The sequence below is a fragment of the Streptomyces sp. GDS52 genome (assembly GCF_052246875.1).
GTDB classification, from domain to species: Bacteria; Actinomycetota; Actinomycetes; order Streptomycetales; family Streptomycetaceae; genus Streptomyces; species Streptomyces cathayae.
Window position 1 is genome coordinate 4,417,098 of the sequence record NZ_CM125966.1, and the last position, 18,902, is coordinate 4,435,999.

General features: G+C 72.7%; 17 protein-coding genes and 2 pseudogenes. 4 read left to right on the top strand and 15 right to left on the bottom strand.

The genetic code is table 11. The features are described from left to right. Positions 1-8: 8 nt before the first annotated feature. From ACTWJ9_RS20190 to ACTWJ9_RS20205, 4 genes are all read right to left on the bottom strand, one after another. On the bottom strand, positions 9-1,700 hold the full coding sequence (locus tag ACTWJ9_RS20190; protein ID WP_443294541.1) for a glycosyltransferase: 1,692 nt from the start codon (positions 1,698-1,700) through the stop codon (positions 9-11). Further along, positions 1,700-3,994: a CDP-glycerol glycerophosphotransferase family protein gene (locus ACTWJ9_RS20195; RefSeq protein WP_443294542.1), complete on the bottom strand. Its 2,295-nt coding sequence runs from the start codon at positions 3,992-3,994 to the stop codon at positions 1,700-1,702. The genes ACTWJ9_RS20190 and ACTWJ9_RS20195 overlap by 1 nt, the downstream gene beginning before the upstream one ends. 99 nt (positions 3,995-4,093) lie before the next feature. After that, positions 4,094-5,029 (bottom strand): ABC transporter ATP-binding protein, encoded by a 936-nt coding sequence (locus tag ACTWJ9_RS20200; RefSeq protein WP_443294543.1) that lies wholly within the window; start codon positions 5,027-5,029, stop codon positions 4,094-4,096. Further along, positions 5,022-5,951 carry an ABC transporter permease gene (locus ACTWJ9_RS20205; protein WP_443294544.1) on the bottom strand — a complete coding sequence of 310 codons (930 nt, stop codon included), beginning with the start codon at positions 5,949-5,951 and terminating at the stop codon, positions 5,022-5,024. The genes ACTWJ9_RS20200 and ACTWJ9_RS20205 overlap by 8 nt, the downstream gene beginning before the upstream one ends. Positions 5,952-6,215: 264 nt before the next feature. Between ACTWJ9_RS20205 and ACTWJ9_RS20210 the strand changes: the two genes are divergently transcribed. Then, the gene (locus tag ACTWJ9_RS20210) at positions 6,216-6,842 is read left to right on the top strand and encodes a TetR/AcrR family transcriptional regulator (protein ID WP_387040977.1); all 627 of its coding nucleotides are present in this window, start codon (positions 6,216-6,218) and stop codon (positions 6,840-6,842) included. A gap of 90 nt (positions 6,843-6,932) precedes the next feature. Here the strand turns inward: ACTWJ9_RS20210 and ACTWJ9_RS20215 are convergent, their stop codons facing one another. Both ACTWJ9_RS20215 and ACTWJ9_RS20220 read right to left on the bottom strand, forming a co-directional pair. Continuing rightward, positions 6,933-7,358 (bottom strand): helix-turn-helix domain-containing protein, encoded by a 426-nt coding sequence (locus tag ACTWJ9_RS20215; protein ID WP_443295903.1) that lies wholly within the window; start codon positions 7,356-7,358, stop codon positions 6,933-6,935. Then, the gene (locus ACTWJ9_RS20220; protein ID WP_443294545.1) at positions 7,295-7,621 is read right to left on the bottom strand and encodes a hypothetical protein; all 327 of its coding nucleotides are present in this window, start codon (positions 7,619-7,621) and stop codon (positions 7,295-7,297) included. The genes ACTWJ9_RS20215 and ACTWJ9_RS20220 overlap by 64 nt, the downstream gene beginning before the upstream one ends. A 32-nt stretch (positions 7,622-7,653) precedes the next feature. Here ACTWJ9_RS20220 and ACTWJ9_RS20225 point away from each other — a divergent pair. After that, positions 7,654-8,321 (top strand): annotated as a pseudogene (locus ACTWJ9_RS20225) (sulfite exporter TauE/SafE family protein); the annotation flags it as partial. A 301-nt stretch (positions 8,322-8,622) separates the two neighbouring features. After that, positions 8,623-9,200 (top strand): annotated as a pseudogene (locus ACTWJ9_RS20230) (rhodanese-like domain-containing protein). Positions 9,201-9,273: 73 nt separating this feature from the next. Here ACTWJ9_RS20230 and ACTWJ9_RS20235 read toward each other — a convergent pair. From ACTWJ9_RS20235 to ACTWJ9_RS20265, 7 genes are all read right to left on the bottom strand, one after another. Then, a complete protein-coding gene (locus ACTWJ9_RS20235) occupies positions 9,274-10,140 on the bottom strand; it encodes a cytochrome c biogenesis CcdA family protein (RefSeq protein ID WP_387040974.1) in 867 nt (288 codons plus the stop codon). Then, the gene (locus ACTWJ9_RS20240; protein WP_388702334.1) at positions 10,137-10,883 is read right to left on the bottom strand and encodes a DsbA family protein; all 747 of its coding nucleotides are present in this window, start codon (positions 10,881-10,883) and stop codon (positions 10,137-10,139) included. The genes ACTWJ9_RS20235 and ACTWJ9_RS20240 overlap by 4 nt, the downstream gene beginning before the upstream one ends. Before the next feature lie 49 nt (positions 10,884-10,932). Then, on the bottom strand, positions 10,933-11,445 hold the full coding sequence (locus ACTWJ9_RS20245) for a hypothetical protein (protein ID WP_388702335.1): 513 nt from the start codon (positions 11,443-11,445) through the stop codon (positions 10,933-10,935). 529 nt (positions 11,446-11,974) lie between these two features. Then, a complete protein-coding gene (locus tag ACTWJ9_RS20250; protein ID WP_085573762.1) occupies positions 11,975-12,256 on the bottom strand; it encodes a metal-sensitive transcriptional regulator in 282 nt (93 codons plus the stop codon). 216 nt (positions 12,257-12,472) lie between these two features. After that, on the bottom strand, positions 12,473-13,462 hold the full coding sequence (gene galE, locus ACTWJ9_RS20255) for a UDP-glucose 4-epimerase GalE (RefSeq protein WP_443294546.1): 990 nt from the start codon (positions 13,460-13,462) through the stop codon (positions 12,473-12,475). 67 nt (positions 13,463-13,529) lie between these two features. Continuing rightward, positions 13,530-15,137 (bottom strand): glycosyltransferase family 2 protein, encoded by a 1,608-nt coding sequence (locus ACTWJ9_RS20260; RefSeq protein ID WP_279335652.1) that lies wholly within the window; start codon positions 15,135-15,137, stop codon positions 13,530-13,532. A 109-nt stretch (positions 15,138-15,246) separates the two neighbouring features. Continuing rightward, positions 15,247-15,756, bottom strand: a complete 510-nt coding sequence (locus ACTWJ9_RS20265) for a MarR family winged helix-turn-helix transcriptional regulator (protein ID WP_279335653.1) — start codon at positions 15,754-15,756, stop codon at positions 15,247-15,249. Between the two features lie 137 nt (positions 15,757-15,893). Here ACTWJ9_RS20265 and ACTWJ9_RS20270 point away from each other — a divergent pair, with 137 nt between their 5' ends. Then, the gene (locus ACTWJ9_RS20270; protein ID WP_279335654.1) at positions 15,894-16,307 is read left to right on the top strand and encodes an organic hydroperoxide resistance protein; all 414 of its coding nucleotides are present in this window, start codon (positions 15,894-15,896) and stop codon (positions 16,305-16,307) included. 327 nt (positions 16,308-16,634) lie between these two features. Here the strand turns inward: ACTWJ9_RS20270 and ACTWJ9_RS20275 are convergent, their stop codons facing one another. Together ACTWJ9_RS20275 and ACTWJ9_RS20280 are read right to left on the bottom strand one after the other, a co-directional pair. Further along, the gene (locus ACTWJ9_RS20275) at positions 16,635-17,558 is read right to left on the bottom strand and encodes a carbohydrate ABC transporter permease (protein WP_387039129.1); all 924 of its coding nucleotides are present in this window, start codon (positions 17,556-17,558) and stop codon (positions 16,635-16,637) included. Further along, complete coding sequence (locus tag ACTWJ9_RS20280; RefSeq protein WP_387039131.1) at positions 17,555-18,901, bottom strand: carbohydrate ABC transporter permease; 1,347 nt, start codon at positions 18,899-18,901, stop codon at positions 17,555-17,557. Before ACTWJ9_RS20280 ends, ACTWJ9_RS20275 begins: the two co-directional genes overlap by 4 nt. Between the last annotated feature and the right edge of the window lies 1 nt (position 18,902).

The window sequence follows — 18,902 nt, forward strand, 5'->3', positions numbered from 1 at the left end:
CGGGCACCTCACCGACCCAGCGCGTTCGCCACCGGACGGGCCAGCCGCCGTACCGCCGGGCGGGTCACCCGGGCCGTCACCCCCACGGGCTCCCAGCGGATCTGCAGGCGGCCCGCGCCGTGGCCCTCCGGTTCGACGGTGACGCGGTGCGGGGCCGTGCCACGGCGGTACGGGACACGGGCGGTGAACGGGGCGAAGGCCAGGGGCGCCAGCAGGGGACCCGTGTTGCCCTGCCCCCGGAGGGTGAGGCGGAGCAGCGGATGGCGCACCCCGGCGAACCCGCCCAGCGGCAGGGAGGCGGCCGCCGGGTCGAGGCCGACGCGGCCCTCGAAGACACCGGGACGGACGAGGGAGAGGCGGAAGGGCACGGTGAGGTGGCGCCGGCCGGGAGAGAGGAGGAGGGTCGCGCGCTGCGGGCCGAGCGGGAGGCGCAGCGCCGGATCGTAGGTACGCACCGTCAGTTCGACCGGTCCGCCGAGGCCTCGGGCGATGTCCGTGATCTCGTGCCGGAACAGGGCGGTGGGGAAGGGGCGGACGTCCGGTTCCAGGTCGGAGAGGTCCAGTTCGGCGCGGGCGGCGGCGGACGCGGGAATCCGGTCGCCCCAGTAGGCGCGGCCGTCCGGGCCCACGGTCAGCTGCCTCGGGGCGATGTCGTGGCCCAGACCGCGGGCCGCCTGCCGGGCCTCGGACAGGCGGCGGTCGCGGAGCAGCTGGAGGACGACCCGTTCGGCGCGCGGGAGGCGGGCGTACGCGCCGGGCGACAGTGTCTCCAGGTACGGGTTCAGCAGGTCCGCGAAGCCCGCGAGCCACTCGTCGTCCCGGTGGGGCAGGTCGCCCGTGTACATCCGGACGTCGTGCTTGAGGAACTTGTGGTCCTTGTCCGCACGCAGCGACGCGTGCCCGCTCTCGACGAGGAAGGCGTCGATGAGGTGCTGGACGTGGACCCGGTCGCGGACGTTGGCCGGCTTGTGCCGCTGGTTGGAGAGGGACGCCGACTCCTGGGCGGCGTAGGGCGTGATGTACCAGAGGTACACCGGCTCCGGGACGATCGTGAACCTCCTCGCGAGGCAGTACGCCTGCGCCGAGAACAACTGGTCCTCGTAGTGGATGCCCTCGGGGAAACGCAGGCCGTGCCGGTCGAGGAAGGCCCGGGAGTACATCTTGCCGGTCGACAGGTGCTCGAAGAACAGCCGCGGATCGGCCTCGATGCCGTCCAGGGTGCGGCGCTCGCGCACCAGGTGCGGCATCCAGGTGGAGCGGCGGCCGGTGTCGGTGCGGACACGCCGGATCGCGCCCATCGCGAAGTCGATGTCCCGTTCGCGGTGGGCGGCGAGCAGCAACGCCACGGCGTCCTGGGGGAGTTCGTCGTCGCTGTCGAGGAACATCAGATACGGTGCGCGGGCGGTCTCCAGGGCGCGGTTGCGGGGCGCGCTGCAGCCGCCGCTGTTGTACGGCAGGCGCAGATACCGGATACGCGGGTCCGCAGCCGCCAACCGCCGTGCCACCTCGGGGGTCTCGTCCGTCGAGTGGTCGTCGCTGACGACGATCTCGAGGTCGCGGTGGGTCTGCCGGCGGACCGACTCGACCGCGCGGGGGAGGCGTTCGGCGTCGTTGTGGACGATGACCGTCACGGTGACGTCGGGTACGGGGGGCGCGTCGGATGCTTCTCGAGGGCTGTGCTCCTCGGCGGGTGGCTTCATCAGGAGCTCGCCTCCTCGGGGTCGGGCGCCGGGGTGCGCTCCTCCAGGGGCAGCACCGGCGGCAGCGACTCCTCGTCCTGGCCGAGGAAGACCCGGCGCACGACGCGTTCGGCGGCGCGGCCGTCGTCGTACTCGCAGAACCGGCGCCGGAAGACGGCCCGCGCCTTCGCCGCGCTCGCGTCGCGCCAGGCGTCGGTGGTGAGGATCCCGGTCAGCTCCTCCTGGGTGCGGGCCACCGGACCCGGCGCCTCGGCCGTCAGGTCGAAGTAGACACCGCGCGTCTGCCGGTAGACGTCCCAGTCGTCGGCGTGGATCACCAGGGGGCGGTCCAGGTTGGCGTAGTCGAACATGATCGACGAGTAGTCGGTGACCAGCAGGTCGGCGGCCAGGCACAGGTCCTCGACCGGGTCGTAGGAGGAGACGTCCACGATGCGGGCGCCGCGGCCGCCGCGCCGCAGCGAGGTGAGGGGGAAGGTACTCCCGGAGGTCCCGGCGCCCCCGGCGCCCCCGTCGTAGAAGTAGTGGCCTCGCACCAGCAGGACGGTCTCCTCGCCGAGGCGGTCGGCGAGCGCGGCGAGGTCCAGGTGCGGGACCCAGCCGGCCTCGTAGTCGCGGTGCGTGGGCGCGTACAGCACGGCCCGGCGGCCGGGGGCGATACCGAGGCGTGCGCGGATCGCGCGGACGTCGTCGGCGCCGGCCGTGTAGTAGACGTCGTTGCGCGGATAGCCGTAGTCGAGCGAGACGTGGCGGGACGGGTACGCCCGCTGCCACATGCGGGTGGTGTGGCTGTTGCCGGAGAGGCTGTAGTCCCACTTGTCGACGCGCTCCAGCAGGGCCTGGAAATCCAGGCCCCGGGCGGCGGCCGGGAACGGCATCTGGTCCACGCCCATGCGCTTGAGCGGGGTGCCGTGGTGGGTCTGGAGGTGGACGGCGTCGGGGCGTTTGACCACGGTGTCCGGGAAGTTGACGTTGTTGACGAGGTACTTCGCGGTGGCGAGCGCCTCCCCGTAGCGGCGGGTGCCGGGCACCACGTGGTCCGTGCCGGGCGGGAGCAGGGCGGCGTGGTGGGCGGTCACCACCCACACCGGGTGGATCCACGGGGCGAGTTCGGCGAGCTCGGCGGCGATCGCGGCCGGATTGCAGGCGACGCCGCGGTTCCAGTACGCCGAGAACACCGCCAGTTCCGGGTCGACGGGGCGGCGCAGGGCCCGGCGGTAGTGGTGGTCGCCGAGCAGGGTGCCGAGCCGCCGCCCGCCGGTGCGCGCCGCGGACCCGGCGGCACGGCGGGTGCGGTGGGCGGCCCGGAGGGCGCGGTACCGGGTGTAGGCGCCCTCCTCGAGCAGCGAGCGCCGGACGCCCTCGAGGCCGGCCGGGTTCCGGTGGCCCTCGGGGCGGTGCCGTACGGCGGCCAGTGAGGCACGGCGGAAGAACTCCCGGGCGACCGGCTCGGGCATGCCGCCGCGGGCGAAGGCGCGCAGACAGTCGCCGACCATGAGCTCGTACAGCACGTCGTGGACGGCGGGGCGGTCACCGGCGAGGCCGAGGAGGGCTTCGTAGTGCTCGACGAGGGCGTAGCGCTGCTCGGCGGTGACCGGGGGGAGCGCGGCGGGACGCAGCCGCCGGTCCTCGTGGGCGACGCGGGGCAGACAGGCGACGCGGTCGGCGAGCAGGAGGGCGGCACGGGCGGCGTACGGCTCGTCGAACGGGGTGCCAGCCGGGGTGCCGTCCGGGGCTCCGGCCGCGGTGAGCCGGGTGCGGTGGGTCCGCCAGAAGGCGGCGCGCAGGACGCGGGTGCCGAGCAGCGGGGTGAGGCGCAGCAGGCGCGCGCAGTCGTCGAGGGCGAGGTCGGCGCGGCCCGCGCGGACGAGCAGGGGGCCGTCGGGGGAGGGCAGGCCGGAACTGTGCCAGGTGCTGCGGACGTGGTCCAGGAGCAGGACGTCCACGGTGTCGGGGAGCCGGGCGAGGTGCTCGGCGACGGTTCGCGGGCCGCCGGGCGGCAGGCCGTCCTTGGCGGGGACGAAGTGCAGCCAGCGGCCGGTGGCCAGGTCCGCCCCCGCCACTCGGGCCGCCGCGTCGGAGGTGCCGTCGGGCAGGGGCAGCACCTGGACGTCGGGGGTGTGCCGCTCGGCTGTCTCCCGGGCCCAGTCGCCCACGGCGGCGACGATGACCTCGATGTCCGGGGAGGGGGAGGTTCCAGAGGCGGCGAGGGCGGTGGGGGAGCAGAGGGAGTCGAGGAGGCCGGTCAGATGGTCCTGGGTGTTCGGCCCGTGGACGATGACGCTGAGCTCAGGCATCTCGGGGCTCCTTCGTCTCGTCACCGATCCGGGCGTTCCCTTCGGTCATATTGGCATCAATGCGGCGAAGGGGCTGCCCGGAGACGGACGGGTGACGCCTCAGGAGGGAGCGGTGGCGGCCTCCGGACCGGTCACCGTCGTGGGCTCGGTCGGGGCCTTCGGCTCGGTCGCGGCCTCCGGTCCGGTCTCGGCCTTCGGCTTGGGCTTCGGTTTGGGCTTGCGGGCCTTGTCCGGACCGCCGGTGAACGCCTCGTACTCCTTGAGCACCTCGTCCGTCGGCCCGTCCATCCGCAGCTCGCCCCGCTCCAGCCACAGCACGCGCTCGCAGGTGTCCCGGATCGACTTGTTGCTGTGGCTGACCAGGAACACCGTCCCGGCCTCCTTGCGCAGCTCCCGGATGCGCGCCTCGGAGCGCTTCTGGAAGGAGCGGTCGCCCGTGGCCAGCGCCTCGTCGATGAGGAGGACGTCGTGGTCCTTGGCGGCGGCGATGGAGAAGCGCAGCCGGGCGGCCATGCCGGAGGAGTAGGTGCGCATCGGCAGGGTGATGAAGTCGCCCTTCTCGTTGATGCCGGAGAAGTCGACGATCTCCTGGTAGCGCTCCCGGACCTGCTCGCGGGACATACCCATGGCCAGCCCGCCGAGATGGACGTTGCGTTCGCCCGTCAGATCGTTCATCAGGGCGGCGTTGACGCCGAGCAGGGAGGGCTGGCCGCCGGTGTAGATCCGGCCGTTCTCCACCGGGAGCAGTCCGGCGACGGCCTTGAGCAGGGTCGACTTGCCCGAGCCGTTGGTGCCGATCAGGCCGATGGCCTCGCCCCGGTAGGCGACGAAGGACACGTTCCGCACCGCGTGCACCCTGCGCACGCCCCGTGCCGCGTCGTCCTTGCCCCGCCGGAGCATGCGGCTCAGCGCCGCCGTGGCGCTGCCCTTGCCGCCCTTGGTCCCGTTGACCCGGTAGACGATGTCGACGCCGTCGGCGATGACGGTGGGGATCTTCTCGCCGGTGTTTCCGGCGTTGACAGTGTTGTCAGCCACGACCGTAGGTCTCCTCGGCCTTCCAGAAGTAGACGAAACCGATCACCCCGGCCAGCAGCGCCCAGCCCACCGCGAACGCCCACACATGCGGCGGCAGATACGAGGACCCGTACCCGTCGATCAACGCGAACCGCACCAGATCCATGTAGACGGCGGCCGGGTTCCACTGCAGCACGTCGGCCAGCCAGCCCGGCACGTCCTTGCCCTCCAGCATCGCCGGCAGGCTGAACATCACCCCCGAGGCGTACATCCAGGTGCGCAGCACGAACGGCATCAGCTGGGCCAGATCCGGCGTCCGGCTGCCCAGCCGGGCGAAGACCAGCGCCAGCCCGGTGTTGAAGACGAACTGCAGCCCCAGCGCGGGCACCACCAGCAGCCAGGACAGCGCCGGCAGACTGCCGAACGCCACCACCACCGCCACCAGCACCACCATCGAGAACAACAGCTGCTGCAGCTGCTGCAACGCGAAGGAGACCGGCAGCGCGGCCCGCGGGAAGTGCAGCGCCCGCACCAGCCCCAGGTTCCCGGAGATCGCCCGCACCCCGGCCAGCACCGAACTCTGGGTGAAGGTGAACACGAACACCCCGGTCACCAGGAACGGCACATAGATCTCGTGCGGGATGCCCCGGCGGGCGCCCAGCAGCAGCCCGAAGATGAAGAAGTACACCGCCGCGTTCAGCAGCGGGGTCGCCACCTGCCACAGCTGGCCCAGCTTGGCCTGGCTGTACTGCGCGGTCAGCTTCGCCCGGGAGAAGGCCAGGATGAAGTGCCGCCGCGCCCACAGCTGACGGAGGTACTCGGCCGGCGACGGGCGGGCACCGCTGACCGTCAGCCCGTGCCGGGCGGCGAGCGCGGGGAGGTCGTCCTCGACCGGGACCGGGCGGACCGGTGGGGAAGGCGGTGTGTGGAGGGCCTGACTCACATCCGCTTCTTTCGCTAGGGGGCGGGGGTGGGGTGGCGGCGATGCGATGCCGTGTTCCGCCCGGTGTTCCCCCGCACACCTTCGCGCGTTCACTTACGTCGGGACGGGACCGTATCGTCGCAACGCGAGCGTAGGGCGAACGCGCGTCGGAACGCAACCGTTCCGTCCCGGCGGTCAGGGGTGCGGTGCCGTTCTGTGCCGGACCGGTGTACGTATCTGCGTCAGAACGGACCCGTATCGTCGTCACGCCCTATGCTGGGCCGCATGACGACCAACGCCGACGAGCCCCAGCCGCGTCCGCGCCGCAGGGCCCCCGCCGGGGCCGCCGTCCTGCGGGAGGATGTGACGGAGGCCATCCGGGCGGCCGTCTTCGAGGAACTCGCGGCCGTCGGCTACGCGCGGATGTCCATCGAGGGGATCGCGCGCCGCGCGGGCGTCGGCAAGACCGCGGTGTACCGCCGCTGGCGCTCCAAACTGCACCTGGTCCTCGACCTGGTCTCCGCCATCGCCGTGCAGGGGCTGCCCGCGCCGGACACCGGCTCCCTGGAGGGCGACCTGCGGCTGCTGTACGAGGTCACCTCACGCGCCCTGCGCCACCCCGTCGCCTCGCAGATCCTCCCCGACCTCCAGGCCGAGGCCGCCCGCAACCCCGACATCGCCGAGGCGCTCCGGAAGGCGCTGCGGGAGGGCCAGGACGGGGTCGCCCGGGGCGTCGTCACGGCGGCGCAGGAGCGGGGCGAGGTCCGCCCCGGCGTCGACCACGCCCTGGCCCTCGACCTGATCTCCGGCCCCCTGTACTGGCGCTCGGTGGTCATCCGCAACCCGAAACTCCCGAAGGGCTACCTGCCCTCCCTCGCCCGCGCCACGACGGAGGCACTGAAGGCGTTGTGACGCGACCAGGGCGCCCGCCTCGGAGGAGGCACGCGCCGTCCGGGCGAGGCGGACAAGACAGCGGCGGGGCTTCTTGAGCAAGCTCCTGGCCTACGGACACGGCTGTGCCGGCTCCCCTCCGCCCAGGAGGGTGGCGGGGAGCTCCGCCGCAGAGCCTTTCGGCCCGGTGCGGTCGGTGAAGCGGGATCGGTATGACGCGGGTGTGGTCGCGTAGTGCGCGGTGAAGTTCTGCCGGAAGGTCACGGCGCTGGCGAACCCACATGCTGCGGAGATGCGGGTGATGCTCCAGGTGGTCGTCTCCAGCAGTCTGCGGGCCTCGTCGAGTCTGCGGGTGAGGATCCACTTGGCCGGGCCCATGCCGGTCGTCTCGTAGAAGCGGCGGGAGAAGGTGCGGGTGCTCATGCAGGCGCGGTGGGCGAGGGCGTCGACGGACAAGTGCTGGTCGAGGTTGGTCAGGGCCCAGGTGATCGTGTCGCCGATGGGTCCGGCGGTGTCGTCGGGGATGGGTCGGTCGATGTACTGGGCCTGGTCGCCCTCCCGGTGGGGGCGATGACGAGATGGCGGGCGATGGCCGCCGCCGCGGACCCCAGTCGGGTGCGGACGATGTGCAGGCAGGCGTCGAGCGCGGAGGCCGTGCCGGCTGAGGTGAGCACGTCATCGTGGTCCAGGTAGAGGGCGTCCGCGTGCACGTCCACGGCGGGGTAGCGTTCGGCCAGTTTCGCCGCTGCCACCCAGTGGGTGGCAGCGGCGCGCCCGTCGAGCACGCCGCTGCCCGCCACGGGGAACGCGCCGAGGCAGAGCCCGGCGATCCCTGCTCGCCCTCATCGCCGGGGCCGTCATCGGTCTGGCCCTCGGGGCCCTCGGCGGTGGTGGCAGCGTCCTTGCCGTACCGGCGCTGATCTACCTGCTCGGATTCACTCCGGCGGCGGCCACCACGGCCAGCCTGATCATCGTCACCGCCACCTCCGTCACCGCCCTGTACGCCCACACCCGCGACGGGAACGTGGCATGGAAGACGGGGCGCTGTTCGCCATGGCGGGCGTCGTCCCCGCCTTCCTCGCCGGGGCCGTCGCCGGACGCCTGCCCCAGGCGGTGCTGACGGCGGCGTTCGCGGTCATCGCCGCGCTGGCGGCGCCGCGCATGCTGCGTCCGTCCGCGGCCGAGCCGCCGGACCGGGTCCACCCCGGCAGGGCGGCCGGTTCCGGTGCCGGGCCGGGCACCGTAACGGGCTTTTTGGGGGTCGGCGGGGGATTCCTGGTCGTGCCCGCCCTGGTGAGCGTCCTGGGGCTGCGGATGCGGCGGGCGGTCGGCACCAGCCTGCTCGTCATCACGGTGAACTCGCTCGCCGCGCTCGCCGCTCGCACCGGCACCGGTGGCGGCCTCCACTGGGAAGTCAGCGGGCCCTTCACCGGAGCCGCGGTCCTCGGTGCCTGGGACGGCAAACGGCTCGCGGCGAAGATCTCCTGCACCACCCTTCAACTGACGGCCCTCCTCGATGTCGGCCAGGCGCTGCTTGCTGCAGGCCGGTCGCGCGATCGCGAACCCCACCCAGCCCAATGCGTGCAAGGCGGCGACCTCCTCAAGGCGACCACCTCTTCGCAACCCCGACCCTCCTTGATCAACCCGGACCACCCCCGAGAACCCCGGCCCCGCGCCCAGCACAGCCACTTACGAGACCGCCCTCAGTTCTGCTCCCGCCAGATCAAGCCCCCCACCAACTCCGCACGACATTGAGGTCCCCCGCCGGGGGCACCGCCGACACGCAAGGATGACCTCTGCCATGACCACACCCACCGCCCTCACCACCGACGAGGCACGCACCCGCCTGCACGAACCGACCATCATCGACGTGCGCACCCCGGGCGAATACGCCGGCGGTCACCTCCCCGGCGCGCTCAACATCCCCCTCGACCAGATCCAGCACGCGCTGCCCGACATCCGGAACGCCGTCGACCGTGGTGACGTCCTGGTCGTCTGCGCTTCGGGCGCCCGCTCCGAGAACGCCTGCCGGATCCTCGCGGAGAACGGTGTCACCGCCGCCACCCTGTCGGGAGGCCACCGGTGCCTGGGCGGCCGACGGCCACGAGCTGCACCGCCCCCAGGGCGCCTCGCGTGCCACCTGGGGCATGGAGCGGCAGGTGCGGCTCACCGCGGGAGTGACCGTGCTGCTCGGCCTGCTGCTCGGCCTCGTCGTCCACCCCGCCTTCCAGCTCATCTCCGCCGGCAGCGCGGGCGGCCTGGTCTTCTCCGCCCTCACCAACACCTGCGAGCATGGCCGCCATGCTCGCCAAACTGCCCCACAACCGCCCCCGCGCCGCCGACCTCGACAACACCCTGGCCGCACTGCGCAACCGCTGAACCACGCTCAGAGAGGGAGGGTCCGGAGCCGGACCCTCCCTCTTCGCGTGTCAGGCATGCGGCCCATGGCCTGCTATCCGTGCGCAGCCGGCTCCTTTTCCGGCGGTGACTGCGGATCCCGCCGTCTGGCCGGCCGGAGCAGCACCAGCAGGGCGGCCAGCGCCGCCACGCCGGCCAGGACCAGCACGACCAGCCGGTCGGACACCGCTGCGCCGAGGTCGGACAGCCGTTCCTCCAGGGCGAACTCGGTATCGGTACTCAGCACCGACGGCAGCGCGGCTGTGCCGTCGAAGGCCAAAAACGCCACACCGAGAGCGATGAAGAACAGGCCGCCGAGGAGCGAGGTGCTGTGCAGGGCCACCGGTCCCACCTGGAAAGTCCGGCCCCGCAGCCAGCGCTTGCGACCCAGATCGAACCGGTCCCACAGCAACGCCAGCACGAACATCGGAACCGCCATCCCCAGGGCGTAGACGGCGAGCAGCACCCCGCCGTGCAGGGGGTCGCCGTCCACGGCCGCCACGGTCAGGATGCCGCCCAGGATCGGCCCCGCGCAGAATCCCGCCAGCCCGTACACCGCGCCCAGGGCGAACACCGACAGCGCCGAACCCGAACGGCGCCCGCCCGCGGCCTGCGCCAACCGGCGGGAGCCGAAGCCCACCCCGGTGATCTGCGCCACGCCCAGGGCGATGACCGTCCACCCTCCCACCGTCACCAGGGTGTCCCGGTGGCCGTAGAAGAGCCGGCTGGCGAACGAGCCGGCCACACCGAGCGGCACGAGCGTCGTACACAAGCCGAGGTAGAACAGGCCGGTGCGCGCCACCAGCCGGGTGCGGCTGGTGAAGGAGTAGGCGAAGAAGGCCGGCAGCAGCAGCGCGCTGCACGGACTGAGCAGGGCCAGCAGTCCGCCGAGGAAAGCCATCGCCAGGCCGACCTCGCTCATCGCCCGGCCGCCTTCGCCGCCGTCTCGACGGCTTCCTTGAAGGTGGCCGTGGGCTGAGCCCCCAGGATCGGCTTGCCGTTGATCAGGAACGCCGGAGTGCTGGTCACCCCGAGGTTGTAGCCCTCCGCCTGATCCTTCTGCACGGCACTGCGGGCCTTGTCGGACGCCATGTCCGCCTGGAACCGCTCGATGTCGGTGATCCCGGCCTCGCGGGCCATGGTGATGAGGTTCTCGGCGCCGAACTCGCCGGTGTTGCGTTCGCGCGGCTTGCTGTAGGCGACGCCGTGGAACTCCCAGAACTTCTTCTGCTGCCCGGCAGCCCAGCCGGCCAGCGCGGCCTGCTCGGACTCCTCGCCGAAGATGGGGAAGCTGCGCCATTCGATGCGCAGGATTCCCTTGTCCACGTACGAGCGCAGCAGTTCGGGCTCGGTCTTGCGGGCGAACTGGCCGCAGAACGGGCACTGGAAGTCGGAGTACTCGATCATCACCACCGGGGCGTCCGCCCGCCCGACCGCCAGAGCGTCGGAGGGATCGCGGCGGGCGAGGGCGAGCAGGCTCTCGTCGGCGGGCGCGGGGGCGACGGACTCGGTGACGACCGCGGCCTCCTCGCGGTCTTCCGAGTCGTCCAGCGTGAGGGCGAAGGCCGCGGTCACCGCGGCGGCGGCGAGAACCGCGGCGGCCGCGATGGTCCGCCTGCGGTTGCGGCGGACCATCGCGGACGCAGACGGGGTGGATCCAGTCATGGGACACCTCGGACGTTGAGGAGGAAAAGGGTGCAGAACTGGCCGCAGGTCAGGCGGAAGCCGTGACCGGGCACGCGGCCTGCAAGGACAGGCGGCGCAGCGCGGCTTCCGCCAGCAGCCCCGCCGACAGGACAGCCAGCAGCGGCTGCAGGGGCGCCCAGTAGCTCAGGGCACCGGAAGCCCCGAGGAGCACAAGGACGAGCTTGTTGCAGACCGGGCAGCCGACGGCGAAGAAGGACAGCACCCCGCCGACCGCTCCCAGCCGGCCGCCGTCTTCGGCTTTCGGCTCCGGAGCGGGCGCGGGCCGGCGCACGTAGGTGCTCAGGACGATGCCGGCCAGGACGGCCGTGACAACCAGGGCCGGGTAGTTCCACCACTGCACGGGAACCGACCGGCCGAACAGCGGATTGGGCACCACGTCGGTGGGCGCGCCGACCAGGATCGCTGTGGCCAGGGCACCTGCGCCTGCCACAGCCCACTGCCGGGACCGCCAACCACGCAGTGCTGCGCCCGCCCGGCTCCAGGAACGCGAGGAACGCGAGGAACGCGAGGAAGAGGACATGCTGAAGAACTCCGTTTCCGAGGATTCAGGGACGCGGCCGACGGGCCGGTCTAAATCCGTAGAACGGAGTGAAGTGTCACTGGCGGCGGAGCCGCGCTGCCCGGCAGCATCCCGGAGCGCTGTGACACGGAAGGCGCGGGATCGGTCTGCAGTGATGCAGGACCGGGGCACGCAGCAGACGGCGGAGGATTCTCGGCCCGCTGCACGCTGGGATCGGCAATCGCCTTCTTGCCGCACGGCGCCGCTGCACCGTCTGACGGTTCAGTAACGGTAGGGGCGTGTACACGCTCCGCGGTGGACAGGGGTGCGCCCGGTCCTCCACGCTCGGCGTGCCCGAAGACGCACAGCAGTGCCACCACGGCCACGAGCAGAGCCAGCACACCACGAAAGCGGGCATGTGCCCGCTCGTGTGCTGCTCGCTTCATCGCCGCTCCTGCACCCTGTTCGTAGACACGGCCACCCTAGGTCACTCGCGCCGGTCCATGGTCACCCAGGTCGGCGAGCCGGGCAATCCGGTGCGGCTGCGCAGTCAGGCCAGGGAGAGGAACAGCTTCTCCAGGCGGGCCCGCATCTGCTCCCGGTCACCACTGGCCGCCATGTCCGAGTCGGTCAGGCAGTGCTGCAGACCGGTGGCGATGATCGCGAAACCGGCCTTGTCGAGTGCTCGGGAGGCCGCCGCGAGCTGCGTGACCACGTCCTCGCAGTCCCGGCCCTCTTCGATCATCTTGATCACCCCGGCGATCTGACCCTGTGCCCGGCGCAGCCTGTTGACCACCGTCTTCAGTTCCTCAGCCGCCATCGCCAGTTCCACGAGCACTCCCTCTATATACCCCCGCCGGTATCCTGCCCGCAGGGGCGACACTCCGGAAAGAACCGGAAAGAACCGGAAAGAACCGGAGGCGTCAGCGACCGGCAACGCCCCCGCACATCTCGCCGTCGACCCCGGCGCCCACGGCGCCCACGGCGCCCACGGCGCGCTCGGACCAGGCCGGGGCAGAGGTCATCTGCGCGGACTGGTGCCGCGGCCCTAGCCGCGTGCTGCCGGCGGGTGGAGGCGGAGCCAGCCCTGCCAGGCTGAGGTGATCATGTCGTCGACGGTGTGGCGGGCCTTCCAGCCGAGTTCGGTGGCGGCGCGGTCGGCGGAGGCGACGACGCTCGCCGGGTCGCCGGGGCGGCGGGGGGCGACCGTGGGCGGCAGGTCGTGGCCGGTGAGGGCGTTGATGCGGTCGATCATGCCCCGGACGGAGACGCCCTCGCCGCGGCCGATGTTGAGGGTGAGGTCCCGGCCGGGGGCGGCGCGCAGGGCGCGGGCCGCGGCCGTGTGGGCCTCGGCCAGGTCGACCACGTGGACGTAGTCGCGGACACAGGTGCCGTCCGGGGTCGGGTAGTCGTCGCCGAAGATGAGCGGGGGCGCCTGCCCGGTGAGCTTCTCGAAGACCATGGGGACGAGGTTGGAGACGCCCGTGTCGGCGAGTTCCGGGCTCGCGGCGCCCGCCACGTTGAAGTAGCGCAGGGAGGCCGTGGACAGGCCGGTGGCCCGGCCCGTCGCGCGGACCAACCACTCGCCGGCCAGTTTCGTCTCCCCGTACGGGGACATCGGCGCGCAGGGGGTGTCCTCGGTCACCAGCTCGGCGGCGGTCTCCGGCATGCCGTACACCGCGGCCGAGGACGAGAGGACGAAGGACGACACGGCACCGGCCGCCGTCACCGCCTCCAGCAGGACGCGCAGGCCCTCGACGTTCTCCCGGTAGTAGAGCAGGGGCAGTTCCACCGACTCGGCGACCTGCTTCTTCGCCGCCAGGTGGACGACGCCGGTGACCTCGTGGTCGGCGAGGGCGCGCGCCACCCGCTCGCCGTCCAGGGTCGAGCCGACCACCAGCGGCACTCCGTCCGGCACCCGGTCGGGGACGCCGGTGGACAGGTCGTCGTAGACCACCGTCCGCTCGCCCGCCTCGGTCATCGCCCGTACGACGTGCGCCCCGATGTAGCCGGCGCCGCCGGTGATCAACCAGGTCATGTGCGGACGTCCCCTCGTCGTTCGTCGGCCGTGGTGGGTGGTCGGTCCCCGCCGGCTCTCCCCGATCCTAGTGAAGCAGGCGCCTCAGTCTCCCGCGTACGACCGAAGCGGCACCGTGTGCGCCGCTCGCGACCCGCAGTGCCAGCGCGCCCGAGTGGGTGGCGTACGGCCGGACCAGCACCACGCCGTGCCGGGCGCTCGGCACCGCGCGGCGGCGCAGCAGACCGGGGCCCGCACACGCGTGCGCGGTGACCTCGCGGCTCGAGCCGTCGCCGAAGCGCACCCGCAGGCGCAGGTCCCAGGCGCCGGCGCCGAGCGCGGCCAGCCGGGCCGGCCGTACGGTCGTCTCCGCGGACCAGCCGCCCCCGGCCGCCGCCCGCAGCGGCACCGTGCACGCCCTCCTGCCGCCGCCGTCCCGGTGCCGCCACTCGATCTCCAGCTCCGAGGGGTGCGCCCGCTCCAGCAGGCCGTACAGCTCGTGCAGGTGAAGGTGCAGGCGGGCGGTACGGGTGCGGGGGCGCAGCTCCGCGTCGACGGCGAGCGGCAGCCGGGTCACGGGGCGGGCCGGCAGGGGCTCCAGGGTGACCCCGGGCAGGTCGGCGGACCAGCAGGGCGTGCCGTCCGCCGCGCGGGGGTAGGGCGGGCACAGCCGGGCCGGGCGGCCCGCCAGTTCCTGGAGGCGGGGCAGGTCGCGGGGCTCGGGGGAGGCCAGCAGGACCCGGCCGATCAGCCGGCCGGGCGCGACCGGGTCGCGGGCCCAGTCGGCCGCGTCGTACTCGGCGAGGAACGCGCGGGTGTGCGCCCACCACGCGCGCCGGTGGTCCGCGTCGTGCAGCCGCAGCTCCCGCACGTACATGCGCAGCTCGTGGTCGAGGAACTTGGCCCGCGCCGCCCGCGCCAGCTCCTTCTGCCCGGCGGCCAGCAGGATCTCGTACGCCGTGCGGCACGCGTGGGTGCGGTCCCGCCAGTTGTCGAGGCCCGCGCGGTCCAGCGAGATCGACAGCCGCCGGGCGGACCGGCGCACCTGCCAGACGTAGACCCGGTCCGGGACCAGGGCGATGCGCGGGGCGGCGGCCCACAGGCGCGCGGTGAAGACGAAGTCCTCGTAGGGGAAGTGCCCCTCGGGGAAGCGGATGTCGTGTGCGCGCAGGAACGCCGTCGCGTAGAGCTTGTTGACGCAGAGGGTGTCGTGCACCAGGCGGGGGCGCCGGGCGGGGTGCGGGAGCACCCGGGGCGCCGCGTACAGGCCGGGCTGCCACGGCACCTCGCGCCCCGACGGCAGCTCGCGGCGCACGCACAGCCCGCCGGTGACGTCCGCGTCCGCCGCGCCCGCCGCGCCGAGGAGCGCGTCCACGGCACCGGGCGGGAGGACGTCGTCGCTGTCCAGGAACATCACGTACGGCGAGGTCGCCGCGGAGAGCCCGGTGTTGCGCGGGGAGCCGCAGCCGCCGCTGTTGGCGCGGTGCCGGATCAGCCGGAGGCGGGGTTCGGTCCCGGCCAGCCGGGCGAGCAGGCCCGCGCTGCCGTCCGTCGAACAGTCGTCGACGGCCACGACCTCGCGCACGGCCGGCCCCTGCCCGAGCGCCGAGTGCACGGCGTCGGTCACATGGGCGGCGTCGTCGTGGCCTATCACCACGACGGTGACGCCGGTGGCGGCGGTCCGGTGGGGGTGCATAGGCGTCCCCTGGGGCTCGGGTGACTGGTCACTGACCTTTTGCCCGTTAACAGGTGGTTCGTACCCCCGTGCCCGTCGGCACTGTGCCGCGGCGGCGCTGCGGCTGCCGTCAGGCGCCGTTCGCCGCCGCCGTGTCCAGTGCGGCGGTGAGTCGGTCGAGGCGGGCCCGCAGGGACTGGATCTCGTCGATCCCGAAGCCGGTCGCGGCGACGATCCGGCGCGGGACGTCCTGGGCCCGCTCGCGCAGCGCGGTGCCCTCCTCGGTGGGCCGCACCTCCACCGAGCGCTCGTCGCGCGTGCTGCGCTCCCTGCACACCAGGCCGGCCGCCTCCAGCCGCTTGAGCAGCGGGGACAGGGTGCCGGAGTCGAGCCGCAGGTGTTCGCCGAGCTTCTTGACGGGCAGCGTGCCGTGCTCCCAGAGGGCCAGCATCACCAGGTACTGGGGGTAGGTGAGGCCGAGGTCCTTGAGGACCACCCGGTACACGCCGTTGAAGGCGCGCGAGGTGGCGTGCAGGGAGAAGCAGATCTGTTGGTCGAGGCGGAGCCAGTCGTCGGCGGAACCGGGCGGTGGGGCACCGGCCGGTTCCGTGGCCGGCGAGGGGTTCGGGGTCGGCGTCATGGCTCCAGGGTAGCTCTTTCGAGCCATTTGATTGTGCGCAACTGAATTGCGTGCTCTACTTGTGGTCGTACGGCGGTCGGGGTCCTCGGAGACGGAGGGCCGGCCGCCCGGCCACGACTCGAGAGGGAAGGTTTCCCATGGACGCGCTCTACACCGCTGTCGCCACCGCCACCCACGGCCGCGAGGGCCGCGCCGTCACCTCCGACGGCAAGCTGGACCTCGGTCTCAGCGCCCCCGTGGAGCTGGGCGGCAGCGGCGAGGGCACCAACCCGGAGCAGCTGTTCGCCGCCGGTTACGCGGCCTGCTTCGGCAGCGCCCTCGGCCTGGTCGGCCGGGCGGCGAAGGTCGACGTCAGCGAGGCCGCGGTGACCGCCGAGGTCGGCATCGGCAAGGAGGGCGAGGGCTTCGCGCTCGCCGTGACGCTGCGCGTCGAGCTGCCCGACACGGTGGACGAGGAGACCGGCCGCAAGCTGGTCGAGCAGGCCCACCAGGTCTGCCCCTACTCCAACGCCACCCGCGGCAACGTCCCGGTCGACCTGGTCATCGAGTGACCGAGTGACCGAGTAGCCGAGTGACCGAGCAGCCGACCCGGGCTCAGTCGGCGGGACCCCGGCCGGGCCGCCCCGAAGGCCGTCCGGAGGGCCGCCAGGTGGGCGGCCGGGTCGGAGCGGGCCGCGCCGGGCGCGTGGCGACGGTGACACGGAACCCGGGCAAGGGGCATCCAGCGGTCGGCGCGGGGGTTCGGCCCGGGAACGGCCGCCGGGTCGCCCGGGTTGCGCCGGGTACGGCGTCCGGGGGCATCCGTCACCCGAAGGAGCGGACCCGGGGCCCTGTGTGCGGAGCCCCGGGCCCGTCCTCCGGCTCTGCCTCCGCGCAGCTCACTTCACGGCGCCCGCCATCACGCCGGAGACGAACTGCCGCTGGAAGGCGAAGAACACGGCCAGCGGGATCACCATCGAGATGAACGCGCCCGGCGCCAGCACGTCGATGTTGTTGCCGAACTGCCGTACCTGTGTCTGCAGGGCGACCGTGATCGGCTGGCTCCCGGAGTCGGTGAAGATCAGCGCGACCAGCATGTCGTTCCACACCCACAGGAACTGGAAGATGCCCAGCGAGGCGATGGCCGGCCCGGCCAGCGGCATCACCACCCGGGCGAACAGGCGCAGTTCACCCGCGCCGTCCAGCCGGGCCGCCTCCAGCAGCTCTTTCGGGATCTCCGCGAAGAAGTTCCGCAGCAGGAACACCGCGAACGGCAGACCGAAGCCGACGTGGAACAGCACCACGCCGACCAGCGAGCCGAAGATGCCGAGGCTGCCGAAGAGTTCGGCGATCGGGATCAGCGCCACCTGCACCGGCACCACCAGCAGCCCCACCACACCCAGGAACCACCAGTCCCGGCCCGGGAACTCCATCCAGGCGAAGGCGTATCCGGCGAGCGAACCGATCACCACCACCAGGACCGTCGCCGGGACGGTGATGTACGCCGTGTTCAGCAGGGAGCCGGTGATGTCGCCGTTCTCCAGCAGGGTCTCGTAGGCGCCGAAGGTGAGCTGCGAGGGCTCGGTGAACACCGTCCACCAGCCGTCGGCGGCCATGTCCTCGGGGGTGCGCAGACTGGCCAGCAGCAACCCGAGCGTCGGGACCAGCCAGAACATCCCGACGACGATCAGGAACGCCTGGACCAGCCCCCCGCCGACCCGGTCGGCGATCCGGGAGGCGAGCGAACGGGACCCCGGCGGACGCGCCTTGACCAGCGGGCGCCCCCCGGCCGGCCGCCGCGTCTTGAGCGGACGTGAGCTCATCGCCTGACCTCCCGCCTCAGCCGCCGCACGTTGAACCACATCACCGGGATCACCAGGAGCAGCAGGAACACCGCGATCGCGCTGGCGATGCCCGGCTGGTCCTCGGAGAAGCCCTTGCGGTACAGCTCCAGCGCGAGGACGTTGGCGTCGTCCTGGGAGGAGCCGGGGGCGATGATGAAGACCAGGTCGAACACCTTCAGCACGTTGATCATCAGGGTGACGGTGACGACCGCGAGCACCGGCGCCAGCAGGGGCACCGTGACCCGTCTGAACACCTGCCACTCGTTGGCGCCGTCGACCCGCGCGGCCTCCAGCAACTCCCGGGGCATGCCCGCGAGTCCGGCCGCGATCAGCACCATCGCGAAGCCCGCCCACATCCAGATGTACGAGCCGATGACGGCGGGCGTGACCAACGACGGGCCCAGCCAGTCCAGGCCGTTGTACGGCTCCTCGAAGTTGCTCGCCGGAAGCCGGAGATGTGCCCCGTCCGCCGCGGCCGACAGGGAGAACGTGCCGTCGGCCGCCGCGGTGGCCGTCTCCACCACCGTGCCGTCCCGGACCGCCTCGATCCTCATGCCGGGGTAGCCCAGCTCGTCGGCGTCGACGCCGTTCAGCGTGCCGACGCCCTTGCCGCGGGTGAAGTCCTGCCAGGTCGTGCCGGTGATCCGGTCCGGCTGCGGCTTCGGCGCGGCCGCCCGCTCGGCGTCGTCCGGGATCAGGTCCGGGGCGACACCGACCAGCGGCAGCGCGACGGTGTCCCCGACGCGCACCGTCCCCTTGGTGACGAAGGCGCCTCCGCCGGCCGCCTCCAGCGGCGACTCGCGGCCCGGGTGCGCCTTCGGGTACGCCGACGACTCGGCGAAGGTGTCGTGCACCCCCACCCACACCGCGTTCGCGACGCCCTTGTCCGGGTCCTGGTCGTACACCAGGCGGAAGATGATGCCCGCCGCGAGCATCGAGATCGCCATCGGCATGAAGACGACCAGCTTGAACGCCGTGCCCCAGCGGATCCGTTCGGTCAGCACCGCGAAGACCAGACCGAGCGCGGTCGCCACCGTCGGCGCGAACACCACCCAGATGACGTTGTTCTTCAGGGCGGTGCGGATGCCGTCGTCGGTGAACAGGGCCCGGTAGTTGTCGAGTCCGGCGAAGCCGCCGCCGGACTGGTCGTAGAAGCTGCGGATGACGGAGTACCCGATCGGGTAGACCACGAGCGCACCGAGCAGCAGCAGCGCGGGCAGCAGGAACAGCGCCGCGACGGTCCTGCGGGTGCCGGTGACGCTCCTGCGCGACTTGGGGGCGGCAGGGGCCTCGGGGACCCCCGCCGCCGTGTCCGACGCCATC

What these genes read in the sequence shown, in the direction of transcription:
- ACTWJ9_RS20190 (WP_443294541.1), bottom strand. Translation starts at nt 1,700, where the DNA reads ATGAAGCCACCCGCCGAGGAGCACAGCCCTCGAGAAGCATCCGACGCG.
- ACTWJ9_RS20195 (WP_443294542.1), bottom strand. Translation starts at nt 3,994, where the DNA reads ATGCCTGAGCTCAGCGTCATCGTCCACGGGCCGAACACCCAGGACCAT.
- ACTWJ9_RS20210 (WP_387040977.1), top strand. Translation starts at nt 6,216, where the DNA reads ATGACGACCAACGCCGACGAGCCCCAGCCGCGTCCGCGCCGCAGGGCC.
- ACTWJ9_RS20235 (WP_387040974.1), bottom strand. Translation starts at nt 10,140, where the DNA reads ATGAGCGAGGTCGGCCTGGCGATGGCTTTCCTCGGCGGACTGCTGGCC.
- ACTWJ9_RS20240 (WP_388702334.1), bottom strand. Translation starts at nt 10,883, where the DNA reads ATGACTGGATCCACCCCGTCTGCGTCCGCGATGGTCCGCCGCAACCGC.
- ACTWJ9_RS20245 (WP_388702335.1), bottom strand. Translation starts at nt 11,445, where the DNA reads ATGTCCTCTTCCTCGCGTTCCTCGCGTTCCTCGCGTTCCTGGAGCCGG.
- galE (WP_443294546.1), bottom strand. Translation starts at nt 13,462, where the DNA reads ATGACCTGGTTGATCACCGGCGGCGCCGGCTACATCGGGGCGCACGTC.
- ACTWJ9_RS20260 (WP_279335652.1), bottom strand. Translation starts at nt 15,137, where the DNA reads ATGCACCCCCACCGGACCGCCGCCACCGGCGTCACCGTCGTGGTGATA.
- ACTWJ9_RS20265 (WP_279335653.1), bottom strand. Translation starts at nt 15,756, where the DNA reads ATGACGCCGACCCCGAACCCCTCGCCGGCCACGGAACCGGCCGGTGCC.
- ACTWJ9_RS20270 (WP_279335654.1), top strand. Translation starts at nt 15,894, where the DNA reads ATGGACGCGCTCTACACCGCTGTCGCCACCGCCACCCACGGCCGCGAG.
- ACTWJ9_RS20275 (WP_387039129.1), bottom strand. Translation starts at nt 17,558, where the DNA reads ATGAGCTCACGTCCGCTCAAGACGCGGCGGCCGGCCGGGGGGCGCCCG.
- ACTWJ9_RS20280 (WP_387039131.1), bottom strand. Translation starts at nt 18,901, where the DNA reads ATGGCGTCGGACACGGCGGCGGGGGTCCCCGAGGCCCCTGCCGCCCCC.